The sequence below is a fragment of the Spirosoma jeollabukense genome, from assembly GCF_054777855.1.
Genome location: NZ_BAAHAD010000008.1, coordinates 233,256 through 247,554, shown reverse-complemented (window position 1 = coordinate 247,554; position 14,299 = coordinate 233,256). Strand labels below are relative to the sequence as shown.

The following is a 14,299-nucleotide window of genomic DNA, read 5'->3' as shown; positions in this document are numbered from 1 at the left end:
AAACCACACACCGAATACCGAATTCAGTAACCATTTATGAATCAACAGGAAATTCAAAGCGTTAAACAGCGCTTCGGTATAATTGGTAACGCACCGGCACTCAACTACGCCATCAACGTAGCGATGCAGGTAGCGGCTACCGACCTGACCGTGCTCATTACGGGTGAAAGTGGCAGTGGTAAAGAATCATTTTCCAAGATTATTCACAGCCTGAGTGCCCGGAAACATGGTCAGTTTATTGCAATCAACTGCGGGGCAATTCCCGAAGGTACGATTGATTCTGAACTATTTGGTCACGAAAAAGGGTCATTTACTGGCGCCGTCGATTCGCGAAAAGGGTATTTTGAAACGACAAACGGCGGCACTATTTTCCTGGACGAAATTGGCGAGATGCCCCTTGGTACGCAGGCTCGTCTGCTGCGTGTTCTTGAAAACGGTGAGTTTATTCGCGTTGGCTCGTCCAAGACCCAGAAAACCGATGTGCGCGTTGTAGCGGCTACGAACGTTAATCTGCTGGAAGCTGTCGAAAAAGGTAAGTTTCGGGAAGATTTGTACTACCGGCTCAACACGGTTCCCATTTTTGTGCCCCCCCTGCGTGAGCGTGGCACCGATATCGAACTGCTGTTTCGCAAGTTCACGACCGATTTCGCCGAACGGTATCGCATCAAACCACTGCAACTCACCGACGAAGCGAAGCAGTTGCTGATGAGTTTTCCATTTCCGGGCAATATCCGGCAGTTGAAAAATATGGCAGAGCAGATATCTATCCTCGAATCAGAGCAGAACAAACCCATAGATGCCGAGACCCTGAGTAGATACCTTCCTCAATCGCAGCAGCCCAACCGCACGTTAGCTCTGTTTCCACAAGCAAATGGCAGTAATGGCGAGAACTTTTCGGAGCGGGATCTACTCTACAAAGTATTGTTCGATATGCGTCGGGATGTCAATGACCTTAAGAAACTTGTCCGCGATGTACTCGGTAATGAACAGGATGGCCGGCAGATTTTGCATACCCATAAAGACCTGTTCGACTCTATTTCGTCGGATACCGACAGTCGCCCAGCAGTTGACCCCAATGTAACTCGCTTTTTGCCAGCCGTTAACAACTCGACCTCTCCACCAACCGCAGTACCCCGCGACCGGCCCAACGGGCCAGCCGCTCCACCGGTAGAGACGTATGGCAGTCATCCACCCGTACAGATTTTTGATGATGTAGACGGCGACATCAATGATGTAACGGTGGAAGACGTAACGCATGAAACGGAGGAAGACGACTCGCTCTCACTCGAACGGCAGGAAAAAGAAATGATCCTGAAAGCACTTCGCCGGAACAACAACAAACGAAAGTATGCAGCGCAGGCACTCGGCATCTCCGAACGCACGTTATATCGCAAAATCAAACAGTATGAGATTGATGAAGAGTAAGTTAATTAAGAATGATGAATTAAGCATGATGAATCGAAAAGTACTACGTTTCCTGTTGTCATTCATCCTTCTTAATTTATCATTCATCATTCAATCCTGCGGGGTTTACTCCTTCACGGGTACAACCCTATCTCCTGATATAAAGACGGTTACCGTTAATAACTTCGTATTGGCGACGGCCGGTGGTCCAGCAAACTTACCGCTGACGTTCAATGAAAAATTAAAGGAATATTACCAGCGATATACGAATTTAAAAGTGGTTCCTGCCAATGGCGACATGGTATTGGAAGGCAACATTACAGGCTATGATTTGGTGGCAGTAGCGCCAACGGCCACTGATCAGGCGGGTGTCAACCGGCTACAAATCACGGTGCTGGCCAGATTTTACAATAATAAAGACGAGACGAAAAATTTTGAGCAACCTTTCTCCTTTTACAAGGATTTCCCGCAGAATCAAACACTCAGCCAAAACGAAAGTCGCCTAGTGCCGATTATTCTAGATCAGATTGTCCTTGATATATTTAATAAAACAGCCGCCGACTGGTAAAATTGGCATGATGAATTATAAATGATTAATGGTTCATACAAAAACTTCTTTTCATTTATCACTCATCATTCACCATTCATCATTACTTTCGACTCATGCTGGCACTCGATAAAGAAACTTTCTCGTACTGGGTCACTCACCCCGACGATCTTACACCTACCGACTTCGTGCAGTTGCAGGAAAGTCTGTCAACGTACCCGTATTGTCAGTCGCTGCACAGCCTGATGGCTAAAGCAGCTTCGGTACATCAACGTAGCCAGACCGTTCCTTATGTTCGTCAGGCAGCTGCCCATGCGCTGAGCCGGAATGCACTACGTAAGCTGATTGATAATGAGTTTCAATGGTCAGAAAACCTACTGACGAAGCTAAACGAACTATCGTCCAAGCACGTCCACATACCCGACGATTACCAGCAGGAAAGTTATGCGTTCTTCAAATCGAAGATCGGATTCAGCAACGGGTTTCCTAAGTTTTCGCTGCTGCATATACCCAATCAAAACGAGCCGGAACCTGCCGTTACGACCCCTACACCTGAAGACCTGACCCTCACCGAACTAAATCTGCAAAACGACCTCGCCCAGATTGTCGAAACAACGCCAGCACCACCTGTTCTCTCTGCGGCTGACATTGAACGACAGCGTCAATTTGATCTGATCGACAGTTTTATCAGGAAAGAGCCGCGCATCTCACCCGTGCGCACCAAACCAGATGAACAACTTGAACAGGAAGATTTGACGAAACGAACGATAGCGGCCGCTGGTGGTGGACTGGTAACCGAGAGCTTTGCTAAAATCCTGGAGAAGCAGGGCAAAATTGATAAGGCCTGCGAAATCTATCGGAAGTTAATGGTGAAAAATCCCGAAAAAAAGACGTACTTTGCGGCAAAAATCAGCGAATTAACGAGGGCGAAAGGTGACGCAACTGAATCCTAAAAACCTTTCCTGATTACTAACAACTCTTTACAGATAAAACGCACCGGCGTCCCGGTGATAACAGACTTCATGGTAACGACAATCATTGTCATCATTTGCATTCTCACCGTTCTGCTTATTCTTATCGTACTTATCCAGAACTCAAAGGGTGGAGGACTGGCTGGTGAGTTCGGCGGTCTGGGTTCGAATCAGTTAATGGGCGTTAAGAAAACTACCGACCTGCTGGAACAAATTACCTGGGGCCTTGGCATCGGTGTGATGGTCCTTTCGCTGGCCTCCTACATCATGATTGACCGCAATCAGGCGGGTGGTATCAACAGCGCAAACGTAGATCGGGCCCAAACGCAAACGCTTCCTGGTGCGGCTGCCCCGACACCAGCCCCAGCACCTAGTCAGGCTACGCCTGGTGCGGCTGCTACGCCCGGTACATCGAGCTCAGCGCTAACACCTAAGAAGTAACGTATTAATGTCAAGCATCAAAAAAGCCATTCCCGAAACGGAATGGCTTTTTTGATGCCCAATTATGCGGCTGCCTGCGCCAGCAATTGCCGGGCAATGGGCAACAGGGTCTCCTGAACAGGATATGTTTTCTGACTCTCCAGCATAAACGTTGCTGGATTAGGCAGATAAGTATAGCGCCGGATCAGGTCAAGTTTAATATTCTCAAACGTATTGACCAGACTCTTCCGTACAGCTTCCACATAATTCAGTTTTACAACCCGTCCACCGGGCTCCTGCTCCGAATACAGACTCAACGAGAAGTAATAAATCTGCGTTTCGGACTGGTTTGTGGTATGGATCAGCAGATAGCCTTCTTCTGGACGTAGTGGTAACATGCCCACGGGTGTAAGCGTCAACGACCGGGCAATATCAGCCCAGCGTTGCTGTCCTTCTGTCAGCATCGACTGAAAACGCGGCAGTGCGAATTCCATGATCGCATCCATTTCCATCATAAACGCCGAGTCCGTTACCTCAGATTTGTACTCAATTCGGGGCGGGGGTCCGGTAACTCTACTTATTCGCTTGGGGAAAGCCGCATTTAGCGTACCTTTGCCCCTCGAAAAACGAATACCAGCATCGTAATGATTGCGTAGTTCGGGCAGATCAGGCCAGAGTTTTTGTTCCGTGAAATTCTGTTGAACAGCTTGTAAATATGCCATCACGACATATTTCTGATATTCGGCATCAAGCCAATTTTGCGTAAACCAGTCAGGTTGTAATTTTTTCATAAACCGTCGGTAGCCACTTTATCCGTGTATCACTAGGTTAATCTAAGTGCTTTTTGGCAAACAACCAAATTCTGTAAGCCATTATTACTACGTTCACCGAATGAAATTTAGCTAAAGTGGCCAATGGCAGTATGTCAGACCAAAGCCTGAAAATTTGACAGTCTGGCCGTGTTGGCACAGAAATTGGCGCAAGTGAGGAGTCGTGTAACGTATTGCACAAACAGTTAATAACCTTAATCATCTCATTATCATGGTAGCAGAAACGGAAAGCGTTAAAGTGAACGTGAAACCGCTGGCCGACCGGGTGCTGGTAGAAGCCGCACCGGCTGAAGAAAAAACCTCATTCGGGATCATCATTCCCGATACAGCCAAGGAAAAACCACAGCGTGGAACGGTCGTAGCCGTTGGTGCGGGCAAGAAAGATGAACCCCTAACGGTTCAGGTAGGCGATACGGTTCTGTATGGCAAATATGCCGGTACAGAAATAACCGTTGATGGCAAAGAGTACCTCATCATGCGCGAATCAGACATTTTCGCAATTCTGTAATTGAGTCAGGAATGTAGAGTGAATAGTGAAGAATAGCCACTATTCGTCTATCTCACTCCATTCTATTATTCTTAATTCATCATTTATAATTCATCATTATACCAATCATGGCAAAGAAAATAATCTTCGATACCGAAGCCCGTGAGCGTATTAAAAAGGGTATTGATACCCTGGCCGACGCGGTTAAAGTGACTCTCGGACCTAAAGGCCGGAACGTAATCCTCGACAAAAAATTCGGCTCACCTACCATCACGAAAGATGGTGTGACTGTAGCGAAAGAAATTGAACTGAAAGACGCCATGGAAAACATGGGCGCTCAGTTGGTAAAAGAAGTAGCGTCTAAAACGGCTGATTCGGCTGGTGATGGTACTACTACAGCGACCGTACTGGCCCAGGCCATCTACTCAATTGGCGCTAAAAACGTAGCTGCTGGTGCAAATCCAATGGATTTGAAACGCGGTATCGAGAAAGCCGTACTGGCCGTTGTTGCTAATCTGGCTACGCAGGCGCAAACGGTTGGTGACGACTTCGGTAAAATCCAGCAGGTTGCTACGATCTCGGCTAACCACGACGAGGAAATTGGCAAAATGATCGCCGAAGCCATGAAGAAAGTTGGCAAAGAGGGCGTTATTACGGTTGAAGAAGCTCGCGGTACCGAAACGGAAGTTAAAACCGTGGAAGGTATGCAGTTCGACCGTGGTTATCTGTCCCCTTACTTCGTAACGAACACGGAGAAAATGGAAGCTGAATTGGAGCGTCCATTCATCCTGATTTCCGAGAAGAAAGTATCATCGATGAAAGAACTGTTGCCAGTTCTGGAGCAGGTAGCTCAAACCGGCCGGCCGTTGCTGATCATCGCTGAAGACGTTGACGGCGAAGCCCTTGCTACGTTGGTTGTTAACAAAATCCGGGGTGCCCTGAAAGTAGCCGCTGTAAAAGCGCCTGGTTTCGGTGATCGTCGGAAAGCTATGCTGGAAGACATCGCTATCCTGACGGGTGGCCAGGTTATCAGTGAAGAACGCGGTTTCAAACTTGAAAACGCAACGATCGACTATCTTGGTCAGGCTGAAAAAATCCTGATTGATAAAGATAACACGACCATCGTGAACGGTGTTGGTCAGAAAGACGACATCACGGGTCGTGTAAACCAGATCAAAGCCCAAATCGAAAACACGACATCAGACTACGATCGCGAGAAATTGCAGGAGCGTCTGGCCAAACTGTCGGGTGGTGTGGCTATCCTCTACATTGGTGCTGCCACCGAAGTAGAAATGAAAGAAAAGAAAGACCGCGTTGACGATGCCCTGCACGCAACTCGTGCAGCCGTTGAAGAAGGTATCGTGACCGGTGGTGGTATTGCCCTGATCCGTGCTATCTCAGCATTGGATAGCATCCAGGCCATCAACGAAGACGAAAAAACGGGTATCAACATCATCCGTGTAGCCCTCGAATCGCCACTTCGTACGATCGTAGCGAACGCCGGTGGCGAAGGTTCGGTTATCGTGAACAAAGTGAAAGATGGCGAAGGTGGTTTCGGCTACAATGCTAAGAATGATACGTTCGAAGATCTGTTTGCAGCCGGTATCATTGATCCGAAAAAAGTAACTCGTCTGGCTCTGGAAAACGCAGCGTCGATTGCTGGTCTGTTGCTAACGACCGAGTGTGTAATCGCCGACGAGCCAGAGGAAGCTCCAGCCGGTGGCGGTGGACATGGTCACGGCGGTGGTGGCATGGGCGGCATGATGTAATCTTGACCGGGATTCTTTTGACTAAAAAGATTTTCCTGATTTTGTAAAAGGCCACCGATCTTTCGATCGGTGGCCTTTTTTATAAGCTATTTATAGGAAAAAGAACTAGGTATAACTCAAAAGCGAAGAGCTTAAAGCCGTATTTCTAGCATTAGAGCACTAGAGAGAGAAAATTTCAGGCAAAGAAAAAAGCCAAGCGAGACACTCTCTTGGCTTTCTGATTTACTCAACGTTATGAAAAACTTTTCTTTTCGACACAATTATAAAACAAAAAACAGGAAGATTGATTCTTTTTGGTGAAATAATTTTTTAACCAAAAATTCAAATAACTGATTTGCAGTTATTTACCTCAAAAAAGACAATCCGTATTTGTTCAAAATTTAGGTAAATTTACTTATCAAAAAAACCTTAATTCTCCCTAGCAACAAGCTTATTCTCAATTAACCAGAATACCATCCCGGATGGTAACGGTGCGATCAGCCAGAGCGGCCAGCGTTTCATTATGTGTCACAATAATGAATGTCTGACCAAGTTCATCGCGAAGCCGGAAGAACAGCTGGTGTAAATCTTCGGCGTTACGTGAGTCAAGATTACCGCTGGGCTCATCAGCAAAAACGATCGCGGGTTCATTAATCAAGGCCCGCGCTACAGCCGTCCGCTGCTGCTCACCACCCGACATTTGCGAAGGTAGATTATTAAGTCGGTGTCCTAAACTAAGTGTGTTCAATAATGATTCAGCCCGTTGCCGAACGGCCTGTTCATCCTTCCCCGAAATAAATCCAGGCAGACAAACATTCTCAAGCGCCGTAAATTCGGGCAGCAGGTTATTAAATTGAAAGACAAAGCCGATTCGCTCATTACGAAACTGGGCTAGTTGGCGATCGTTCAACGTGAATACGTTCTGACCGGCAATATGTAACTCGCCCGAATCTGGTCGGTCGAGCGTACCCAGAATTTGCAACAAGGTTGTTTTACCTGCCCCCGAAGCGCCAACAATAGAGACAACCTCACCAGGTTCGATGCGTAGATCAATTCCTTTCAGAACGGGTAAATTGCCATAGTTTCGGCGAATATCAGTAGTTTGGAGAAGCGGTTGCATAAAGAATGTTAAATGATGAATGATAAATGATGCCTGAAGAAATACGAAGCGTAATTGATTTTAGCCGATAACGTTCATTATTCTGCATTCATCATTCATCATTTGGTGCTAACTTGCCGCACAAAAATACGATTTCCCATTCTCCTTGTTGCAGTTGTCATGAATATACACGAGTATCAGGGTAAAGAAATTCTCAAAAAGTACGGCGTCCGCATTCAGGAGGGCATCGTAGCAGAATCGCCCGAGAAGGCCGTTGAAGCCGCCAAACTCATTATTGCCCAATCAGGTCAGAAATGGGTGGTTGTTAAGTCCCAGATTCATGCGGGTGGGCGCGGTAAGGGCCAGATTGTCGGCTCTGAGCAGCGAGGAGTCGCTTTGGCCAAATCAGTCGATGCCGTGCGCGACATCGCTAAAAACCTCATTGGCAACGTATTGGTTACCCACCAGACAGGTCCGGAAGGTAAACGGGTCAACAAAGTGCTCATCGCTGAAGATGTGTACTATCCTGGTGTGTCAGATCCCAAAGAGATGTACATCAGTATTCTGCTGGATCGTGCCAAAGCCTGCAACGTCATTATGGCCAGTACCGAAGGGGGTATGGACATCGAGGAAGTGGCGGAACACTCCCCCGAAAAGATTGTGAAGGAGTGGATTGATCCAGCTGTAGGTTTACAGCCGTTTCAAGCCCGCAAGGTAGCCTTTGGACTGGGACTGGAAGGCGAAGCCTTCAAGGACATGGTAAAATTCGTGACCGCGCTTTATAAAGCGTATGTGGATACGGATGCTTCCATGTTTGAAATTAACCCGGTGCTGAAAACGTCAGACAATAAAATACTGGCCGTTGATGCAAAAGTTAACCTGGACGATAATGCCCTCTATCGCCATCTCGATCTGAAAGCCATGCGCGATCTGGCTGAAGAAGATCCTCTCGAAGTGGAAGCCTCTGCCAATGATCTTAACTATGTCAAGCTCGATGGTAATGTCGGCTGTATGGTAAATGGCGCTGGGCTGGCTATGGCTACAATGGACATCATCAAACTATCGGGTGGCGAACCGGCTAACTTCCTGGATGTTGGGGGTGGTGCGAATGCGAAAACGGTAGAAGCCGGTTTTCGCATTATTCTGAAAGACCCGAATGTAAAAGCTATTTTAATTAATATTTTCGGTGGTATTGTGCGTTGCGACCGCGTAGCGACGGGAGTGGTGGAAGCCTACAAAGCTATTGGCGACATTCCTGTGCCGATCATTGTTCGCTTACAAGGCACTAATGCAGCCGAAGGTGCGAAGATCATCGACGATTCAGGCCTTAAAGTGCAATCAGCAGTTGAACTGAAAGAAGCCGCTGAAAAAGTACGTCAGGTTATACTATCATTGCAGTAATCTACTTTACTATTTTGAAGAGGTTTATGCTGTTAAAAATTAAGTAAAAATAGGCTGGTTTTGTCATTCCTCCTGCGTCGGAATGACAAAACCAGCCTCTGAGCGAAAGTTCAAATAGATTTTTTACAACTAAAAAAGCCGGAGCTTTCGCTCCGGCTTTTTTAGTTTCCTCTTGTAGTTTATCGACGGGCACTGGCATAGTATTTCTGGGCGTCGGGTAGTAATTTCTGCAAATCAGCAATCCGGCGTGCGTCAGATGGGTGATCAGACATGAATTCGGCGGGTGCTTTGCCACCACCCGCTTTCGCCATCCTTTGCCAGAACGTAATAGCTTCACTAGGGTTATAACCCGCCATCGACATGAAAATCAAGCCGAGGTGATCAGCTTCCGATTCCTGTTTTCGGCTGTGTGGTAATCCCACCCCATACTGATAGGCAAGGGGCCCAACCACGCCAAAGGCTTGTTGAAACAAAGCCTGCGTCTGTGGGCTCTTATTCGATGTACCAATTCCTGTAGCAACCTGACCAGCCTGGAGTAATCCATTGGCGACCAAGCCTTCGCTCATGCGTTCGTTACCATGTTCAGCGATGGCGTGCGAAACTTCATGCCCTAACACGGTTGCTAATCCGGCTTCGTTCTGCGTGTAGGGCAAAATACCTGAATACACAACAATTTTGCCGCCGGGCATACACCAGGCATTGACCTGATTGCTTTGTACAAGGTGATACTCCCAATTAAAGCCTTCCAGTCGTTTGCTAAAGCCGTTGCTGTTCATGTAACTCTCAACGGCCTGACGGATACGACTCCCAACCCGGTTAACCATTTCCGCATCGGCATTGTTGGTACTAACGACTTTGCTCGTATCTAAAAATGCCTTATACTGGGTAAAACTCATCGCCAGCATATCATTGTCCGGCACTAGTTTCAACTGGGCTCTTCCAGTAATGGGGACTTTCTGGCAACCAATAGCAAATCCTGCCAGCAATGTTATAATTAGTACTTTTCTCATTTGTGTATGTGAGTTATCTAGGTGTTATGACATTATATGACCCACAAGGTACCAGATTTGTTCAAATTTTTCTGAACGAGTGCGGTCAGCCCTTCTTTAGTCCTTAGATTTGTAGCATTTGTTTAGGTTTAATGTGATGGGGCAGAAACCCCTCACTGTTTATAAATACGTACGGGTTTCCATCGAAATACCGTACCTCCGCTTTACTTTATATGAAAATCATTTGCGTTGGCCGGAATTATGTTGAACACATCAAAGAACTCAATAATGAACAGCCCGAAGATCCGGTCATTTTCCTGAAACCAGAAACGGCGATTCCGCTGAAGAACGAACCGTTCTTTTATCCTGACTTCTCCAGCGATGTTCATTATGAGGTGGAGATCCTGGTCAAGATAAATCGGGTTGGAAAGAATATCGACGAAAAGTTTGCGCACAAATATTACGACGAAATCGGGATTGGAATTGACTTCACGGCGCGCGATCTACAGAGCAAACTAAAGGCAAAGGGGTTGCCCTGGGAACTGGCCAAAGGCTTTAACGGCTCCGCTCCTATTTCGTCCTTTGTGCCTAAAACGGATTTCCCCGATCTACAGAATCTAAATTTCCACCTGGATATCAACGGAGAAACAAAGCAATTGGGCAATACGAGCCTGATGTTATTTAAAATCGACTACCTGATTTCATTTGTATCCCGGTATTTTCTTTTACAACAGGGTGATATTCTGTTCACGGGCACACCTAAAGGCGTGGGACCAGTACAAATCGGGGACCAGCTAACGGCGTATATTGACGATAAACCCATGCTGACATTCGACGTAAAGTAATTTCATTTTTGCTCTTTTTTAATGCCATATTGTTTGAGACGCTTGCTAATTCCGAGTCTGGTCGCCGTAGTGCTACGTTGTGGTGTGGTACATGGGCAGAGCGCCCCTGCCACACCAACCAACACAACCCTTGAGTCGGGCACAAATCAGGCGCTTGTCGGACCGGAGCGTTATTTTATGTTTCCCATTCAGCCAGGTTCTGCGAATTCACTGGCGGGCGGTTTGGGCGATCTGCGGCCCAATCATTTTCATGCGGGTATCGATATACGTACGGGCGGACGCGAGGGCCTGGACGTACATGCGGCTGCAGATGGCTACGTATCACGTATTGCGGTCTTCACGGGGGGGTATGGAAATGTCGTCTTCATCAAGCATCCAAATGGCTTAACGACCGTTTATGGCCACCTCAGGAATCTGAATGATACACTCGGCACGTATCTGCGGGCTCAGCAATACCAGAAAAAAACGTTTGAGATTGATCTACGTCCGACGCCGGGTCAGTTTCCGGTCAAAAAAGGGGATGTAATTGCGGCATCAGGAAATACCGGTGGATCGGGTGGACCGCACCTTCACTTTGAGATTCGTGATTCGAAAGACAATCTTTTTAATCCACTCCTGTACGATTTTCCCGAGATCCGGGATGAAGTCCCCCCCTATTTTGAACGCGTTGCGCTGAAAACCATGACCGCGAGTTCCCGGATAAATGGGGAATACCAGCGGGTTACGTATACACCAGTTCGCAAAGCGGATGGTACGTATACAATCACCCAGCCTATTACGGCCTCAGGGCTGGTTGGCATGGAGGTACTGGGTTACGACAAAACCAGTGGTTCGCCCTATCGAAACGGCATAAGTTGTCTGGAAATCCGGCTCGATGGGCACGAGGTGTTTGCTTATAACATGAACAGTTTCCCGAATGAGCAGACGCGGTTCATGAATATCCATGAGAATTATGAAATGGAGCAGGTGAGCGGGCAACGCTACCACAGAGGGTACATTGCCGATGGTAATATTCTGAACATCTATAAATTACAAAGTAATGCTGCCTATCGCGGACGGCTTCCTTTGCTCGACGGCAAGTCCCACGAAGTTACGCTCATCCTTTATGACGCCTTTGATCAGTCGGCTCAGCTAACATTCACGATTCTTCCGGAAGTAGCTCCGGCGAATCCACTTCAGATAGACTCGCTCACGGTTCAGCCAGCCAGCTATGAACCGGAACCCACAGCAACCGTTTCGACTGACGAGAACGTACTGAAAATTGCGGTTAAAAATCTTGGCAGCAACCCTCCGGTGGCTAAGCTGATTACCGGACGTAGTGTAACTGAACAAGCTGTTAGCTATATACGTAACAACCAAGCCGTTTATCTCATAGATTTGCGGCAATCATTGCCCGACTCGGTTCAGTTCGGCCGGGGCGTTGTGCGAACCAATTTTAGGAAACGCATCGTACCGGGTCAACGTGAAGTGGTTATCGATAAAGTTGCCCGGCTTGACTTTAGCCCGAAAACCTTATTTGATACGTTACATCTGGCCATGCGATCATTACCAGGTGGTGGTCTGGAAATTAACCAGTCAATTATTCCGATAAATGATTATCTGACCGTTCAGTACGTGCCGAACTATCCGATTGCTGTTGATACAATGCGCACCAAGGCTTACTCGATTAGTAGCGGTCGGGAGAGTTTCCTGGGCGGAACCTGGAATAAAGGGCGGATTGAATTCAAGACTAAGACGCTGGGCCGGTTTCAATTGCTAACGGATGCGACGCCACCTAAAGTGGACATTCTGGCGGCAACGCCGAAAGGTATTACAGCCAAAATCCGGGATGATTTATCAGGAATTGCTGAATTTCGGGCGTTGGTAAATAGCGAATGGGTGTTGATGCAGTACGATTACAAACGGGCGTTGCTGTGGTCGGATAAACTAAATCCGGACGAACCGTTTGACGTTGGTGCTGAAGTGCTGGTGCAGGTCAAAGACCGAGCTGGAAACATTGGTTCTGATAGTACGCTCATTGCCGATCCAGTAGTTCGGCGGAAAGCGGCTCCGAAAAAGCAGCGAAAAAGACGATAACACTGTATAGGTTTTCGGTTTCAAGTTTATGGAAGACTAACGCAACCCCGTAAACTTAAAACCGAAAACCATAAACCTAAATTAAATGAGCCTGACTATCGGCGACCCGGCCCCTGATTTTACCAGTACTGACCAGCATGGCCAGCCCATCAAACTTTCCGATTGTCGGGGGAAGAAGGTCGTTCTGTATTTTTATCCTAAAGATGATACGCTAGGCTGTACGGCTCAGGCGTGTAGTTTACGCGACAACTATGCCCGTTTAAAAGCGGCTGGCTACGAAGTTCTGGGCGTAAGCGTCGATGATCAGAAGGCACATAAGAAGTTTATTAACAAGTACGATTTACCTTTTACGCTCGTATCTGACACGGATAAGAAAGTGGTAGAGGCCTATGACGTCTGGCACGAAAAGTCGATGTATGGCCGCAACTTCATGGGCACAGTCCGGACTACGTTCCTGATTGATGAAAATGGAATTATCACGGATATTATCGGCAAGGTAGATACCAAGAACCACGCAGAACAGATTTTAACGTAACACAGACAATCTACCCGTCTATCATATTAACCACCTAAAGCGGGTTTCCACCCGCACTACTTACTACATGGAAATCGAACAACTCGAACACACTGCCACCGCCGTTCGGCGCGACATTCTCCGCATGGTTGCGGCCGTTAACTCTGGTCACCCAGGCGGCTCGCTGGGCTGCACTGATTTTTTTGTCGCCCTCTATTTTGAGGTGATGAAGCGTAAAGTCAATACCGATGGAAAGCCCATTTTCGATATGGATGGTCGCGATGAGGACATTTTCTTTTTATCGAACGGGCATATTTCGCCAGTGTTTTATTCGGTGCTGGCGCGCGCGGGCTATTTCCCAATTGCCGAACTGGCTACGTTCCGTAAACTGGATAGTCGCTTGCAGGGCCACCCCACCACGGCCGAGCATCTGCCCGGTATCCGCATAGCCTCCGGTTCACTAGGCCAGGGTTTGTCGGTAGCCAACGGGGCCGCCTACTCCAAAAAACTCAACGGCGACAAAAATCATGTCTATGTACTGATGGGCGACGGCGAGCAGCAGGAAGGCCAGGTTTGGGAAGCTGCGCAATTTGCGCCCAACAAAAAACTTGGCAACCTGACCGCTATTATCGATCTCAACCACGCGCAGATTGACGGCACCACCGACAATGTGAACAGCAACCGCGATCTTGGGGCTAAATACCGGGCTTTCGGCTGGCACGTCGACGAAATGGAAGGTAACGATATGGCTGATGTGGTTCGGACGCTGAAGAAATCCCAGGAAGATCCCGACGTACCGACCATGATTCTGATGCATACCGAAATGGGCTTCGGCGTCGATTACATGGTAGGGAACTATAAGTGGCACGGCACCGCTCCAAATGCTGAGCAGTTGACCCAGGCCCTCAACGAATTGCCATTAACGGTTGGCATGTCGGATTATTAGCCCTGTAGTGACGCACTACGTT

General features: G+C 47.6%; 14 protein-coding genes. 11 read left to right on the top strand and 3 right to left on the bottom strand.

The features are described from left to right. The first annotated feature begins 36 nt into the window (after positions 1-36). From ACYVEA_RS25230 to secG, 4 genes are all read left to right on the top strand, one after another. Positions 37-1,425 carry a sigma-54 interaction domain-containing protein gene (locus tag ACYVEA_RS25230; RefSeq protein WP_461116199.1) on the top strand — a complete coding sequence of 463 codons (1,389 nt, stop codon included), beginning with the start codon at positions 37-39 and terminating at the stop codon, positions 1,423-1,425. Beyond that, a complete protein-coding gene (gene lptE / locus ACYVEA_RS25225) occupies positions 1,415-1,972 on the top strand; it encodes an LPS assembly lipoprotein LptE (RefSeq protein WP_461116198.1) in 558 nt (185 codons plus the stop codon). Before ACYVEA_RS25230 ends, lptE begins: the two co-directional genes overlap by 11 nt. 95 nt (positions 1,973-2,067) lie before the next feature. Beyond that, positions 2,068-2,904 (top strand): hypothetical protein, encoded by an 837-nt coding sequence (locus ACYVEA_RS25220; RefSeq protein WP_461116197.1) that lies wholly within the window; start codon positions 2,068-2,070, stop codon positions 2,902-2,904. 69 nt (positions 2,905-2,973) lie between these two features. Further along, positions 2,974-3,363, top strand: a complete 390-nt coding sequence (gene secG / locus ACYVEA_RS25215) for a preprotein translocase subunit SecG (protein ID WP_093822794.1) — start codon at positions 2,974-2,976, stop codon at positions 3,361-3,363. Positions 3,364-3,425: 62 nt separating this feature from the next. Here secG and ACYVEA_RS25210 read toward each other — a convergent pair whose 3' ends face one another. After that, positions 3,426-4,133, bottom strand: a complete 708-nt coding sequence (locus ACYVEA_RS25210) for a hypothetical protein (RefSeq protein ID WP_461116196.1) — start codon at positions 4,131-4,133, stop codon at positions 3,426-3,428. Positions 4,134-4,383: 250 nt separating this feature from the next. On the opposite strand from ACYVEA_RS25210, the gene ACYVEA_RS25205 reads away from it, so the two are divergent. Together ACYVEA_RS25205 and groL are read left to right on the top strand one after the other, a co-directional pair. Next, positions 4,384-4,680 carry a co-chaperone GroES gene (locus tag ACYVEA_RS25205; protein ID WP_012925587.1) on the top strand — a complete coding sequence of 99 codons (297 nt, stop codon included), beginning with the start codon at positions 4,384-4,386 and terminating at the stop codon, positions 4,678-4,680. Between the two features lie 107 nt (positions 4,681-4,787). Continuing rightward, the gene (groL, locus tag ACYVEA_RS25200; protein WP_461116195.1) at positions 4,788-6,428 is read left to right on the top strand and encodes a chaperonin GroEL; all 1,641 of its coding nucleotides are present in this window, start codon (positions 4,788-4,790) and stop codon (positions 6,426-6,428) included. A 436-nt stretch (positions 6,429-6,864) separates the two neighbouring features. On the opposite strand, the gene ACYVEA_RS25195 is transcribed toward groL, so the two are convergent. After that, positions 6,865-7,527 carry an ABC transporter ATP-binding protein gene (locus ACYVEA_RS25195; protein ID WP_093822797.1) on the bottom strand — a complete coding sequence of 221 codons (663 nt, stop codon included), beginning with the start codon at positions 7,525-7,527 and terminating at the stop codon, positions 6,865-6,867. 159 nt (positions 7,528-7,686) lie between these two features. Here ACYVEA_RS25195 and sucC point away from each other — a divergent pair, with 159 nt between their 5' ends. Beyond that, positions 7,687-8,907 carry an ADP-forming succinate--CoA ligase subunit beta gene (gene sucC, locus ACYVEA_RS25190; protein ID WP_461116194.1) on the top strand — a complete coding sequence of 407 codons (1,221 nt, stop codon included), beginning with the start codon at positions 7,687-7,689 and terminating at the stop codon, positions 8,905-8,907. A gap of 179 nt (positions 8,908-9,086) precedes the next feature. Here the strand turns inward: sucC and ACYVEA_RS25185 are convergent, their stop codons facing one another. Next, positions 9,087-9,917 carry a M48 family metallopeptidase gene (locus ACYVEA_RS25185; protein WP_461116193.1) on the bottom strand — a complete coding sequence of 277 codons (831 nt, stop codon included), beginning with the start codon at positions 9,915-9,917 and terminating at the stop codon, positions 9,087-9,089. A 212-nt stretch (positions 9,918-10,129) separates the two neighbouring features. On the opposite strand from ACYVEA_RS25185, the gene ACYVEA_RS25180 reads away from it, so the two are divergent. The 4 genes from ACYVEA_RS25180 to ACYVEA_RS25165 all read left to right on the top strand — a co-directional run bounded on the left by ACYVEA_RS25180 (position 10,130) and on the right by ACYVEA_RS25165 (position 14,277). Further along, entirely contained in the window at positions 10,130-10,741 is a 612-nt protein-coding gene (locus tag ACYVEA_RS25180; protein ID WP_461116192.1) for a fumarylacetoacetate hydrolase family protein, read from the top strand. A gap of 33 nt (positions 10,742-10,774) precedes the next feature. Then, on the top strand, positions 10,775-12,817 hold the full coding sequence (locus tag ACYVEA_RS25175) for a M23 family metallopeptidase (protein WP_461116191.1): 2,043 nt from the start codon (positions 10,775-10,777) through the stop codon (positions 12,815-12,817). A gap of 85 nt (positions 12,818-12,902) precedes the next feature. Continuing rightward, on the top strand, positions 12,903-13,352 hold the full coding sequence (gene bcp / locus ACYVEA_RS25170; protein ID WP_461116190.1) for a thioredoxin-dependent thiol peroxidase: 450 nt from the start codon (positions 12,903-12,905) through the stop codon (positions 13,350-13,352). Positions 13,353-13,419: 67 nt separating this feature from the next. Then, positions 13,420-14,277 (top strand): transketolase, encoded by an 858-nt coding sequence (locus ACYVEA_RS25165; protein ID WP_461116189.1) that lies wholly within the window; start codon positions 13,420-13,422, stop codon positions 14,275-14,277. Positions 14,278-14,299: the final 22 nt, after the last annotated feature.

Bases quoted from the DNA above. Each gene is read 5' to 3' on its own strand.
- ACYVEA_RS25230 (WP_461116199.1), top strand. From the start codon at position 37: ATGAATCAACAGGAAATTCAAAGCGTTAAACAGCGCTTCGGTATAATT.
- lptE (WP_461116198.1), top strand. From the start codon at position 1,415: ATGAAGAGTAAGTTAATTAAGAATGATGAATTAAGCATGATGAATCGA.
- ACYVEA_RS25220 (WP_461116197.1), top strand. From the start codon at position 2,068: ATGCTGGCACTCGATAAAGAAACTTTCTCGTACTGGGTCACTCACCCC.
- secG (WP_093822794.1), top strand. From the start codon at position 2,974: ATGGTAACGACAATCATTGTCATCATTTGCATTCTCACCGTTCTGCTT.
- ACYVEA_RS25210 (WP_461116196.1), bottom strand. From the start codon at position 4,133: ATGAAAAAATTACAACCTGACTGGTTTACGCAAAATTGGCTTGATGCC.
- ACYVEA_RS25205 (WP_012925587.1), top strand. From the start codon at position 4,384: ATGGTAGCAGAAACGGAAAGCGTTAAAGTGAACGTGAAACCGCTGGCC.
- groL (WP_461116195.1), top strand. From the start codon at position 4,788: ATGGCAAAGAAAATAATCTTCGATACCGAAGCCCGTGAGCGTATTAAA.
- ACYVEA_RS25195 (WP_093822797.1), bottom strand. From the start codon at position 7,527: ATGCAACCGCTTCTCCAAACTACTGATATTCGCCGAAACTATGGCAAT.
- sucC (WP_461116194.1), top strand. From the start codon at position 7,687: ATGAATATACACGAGTATCAGGGTAAAGAAATTCTCAAAAAGTACGGC.
- ACYVEA_RS25185 (WP_461116193.1), bottom strand. From the start codon at position 9,917: ATGAGAAAAGTACTAATTATAACATTGCTGGCAGGATTTGCTATTGGT.
- ACYVEA_RS25180 (WP_461116192.1), top strand. From the start codon at position 10,130: ATGAAAATCATTTGCGTTGGCCGGAATTATGTTGAACACATCAAAGAA.
- bcp (WP_461116190.1), top strand. From the start codon at position 12,903: ATGAGCCTGACTATCGGCGACCCGGCCCCTGATTTTACCAGTACTGAC.
- ACYVEA_RS25165 (WP_461116189.1), top strand. From the start codon at position 13,420: ATGGAAATCGAACAACTCGAACACACTGCCACCGCCGTTCGGCGCGAC.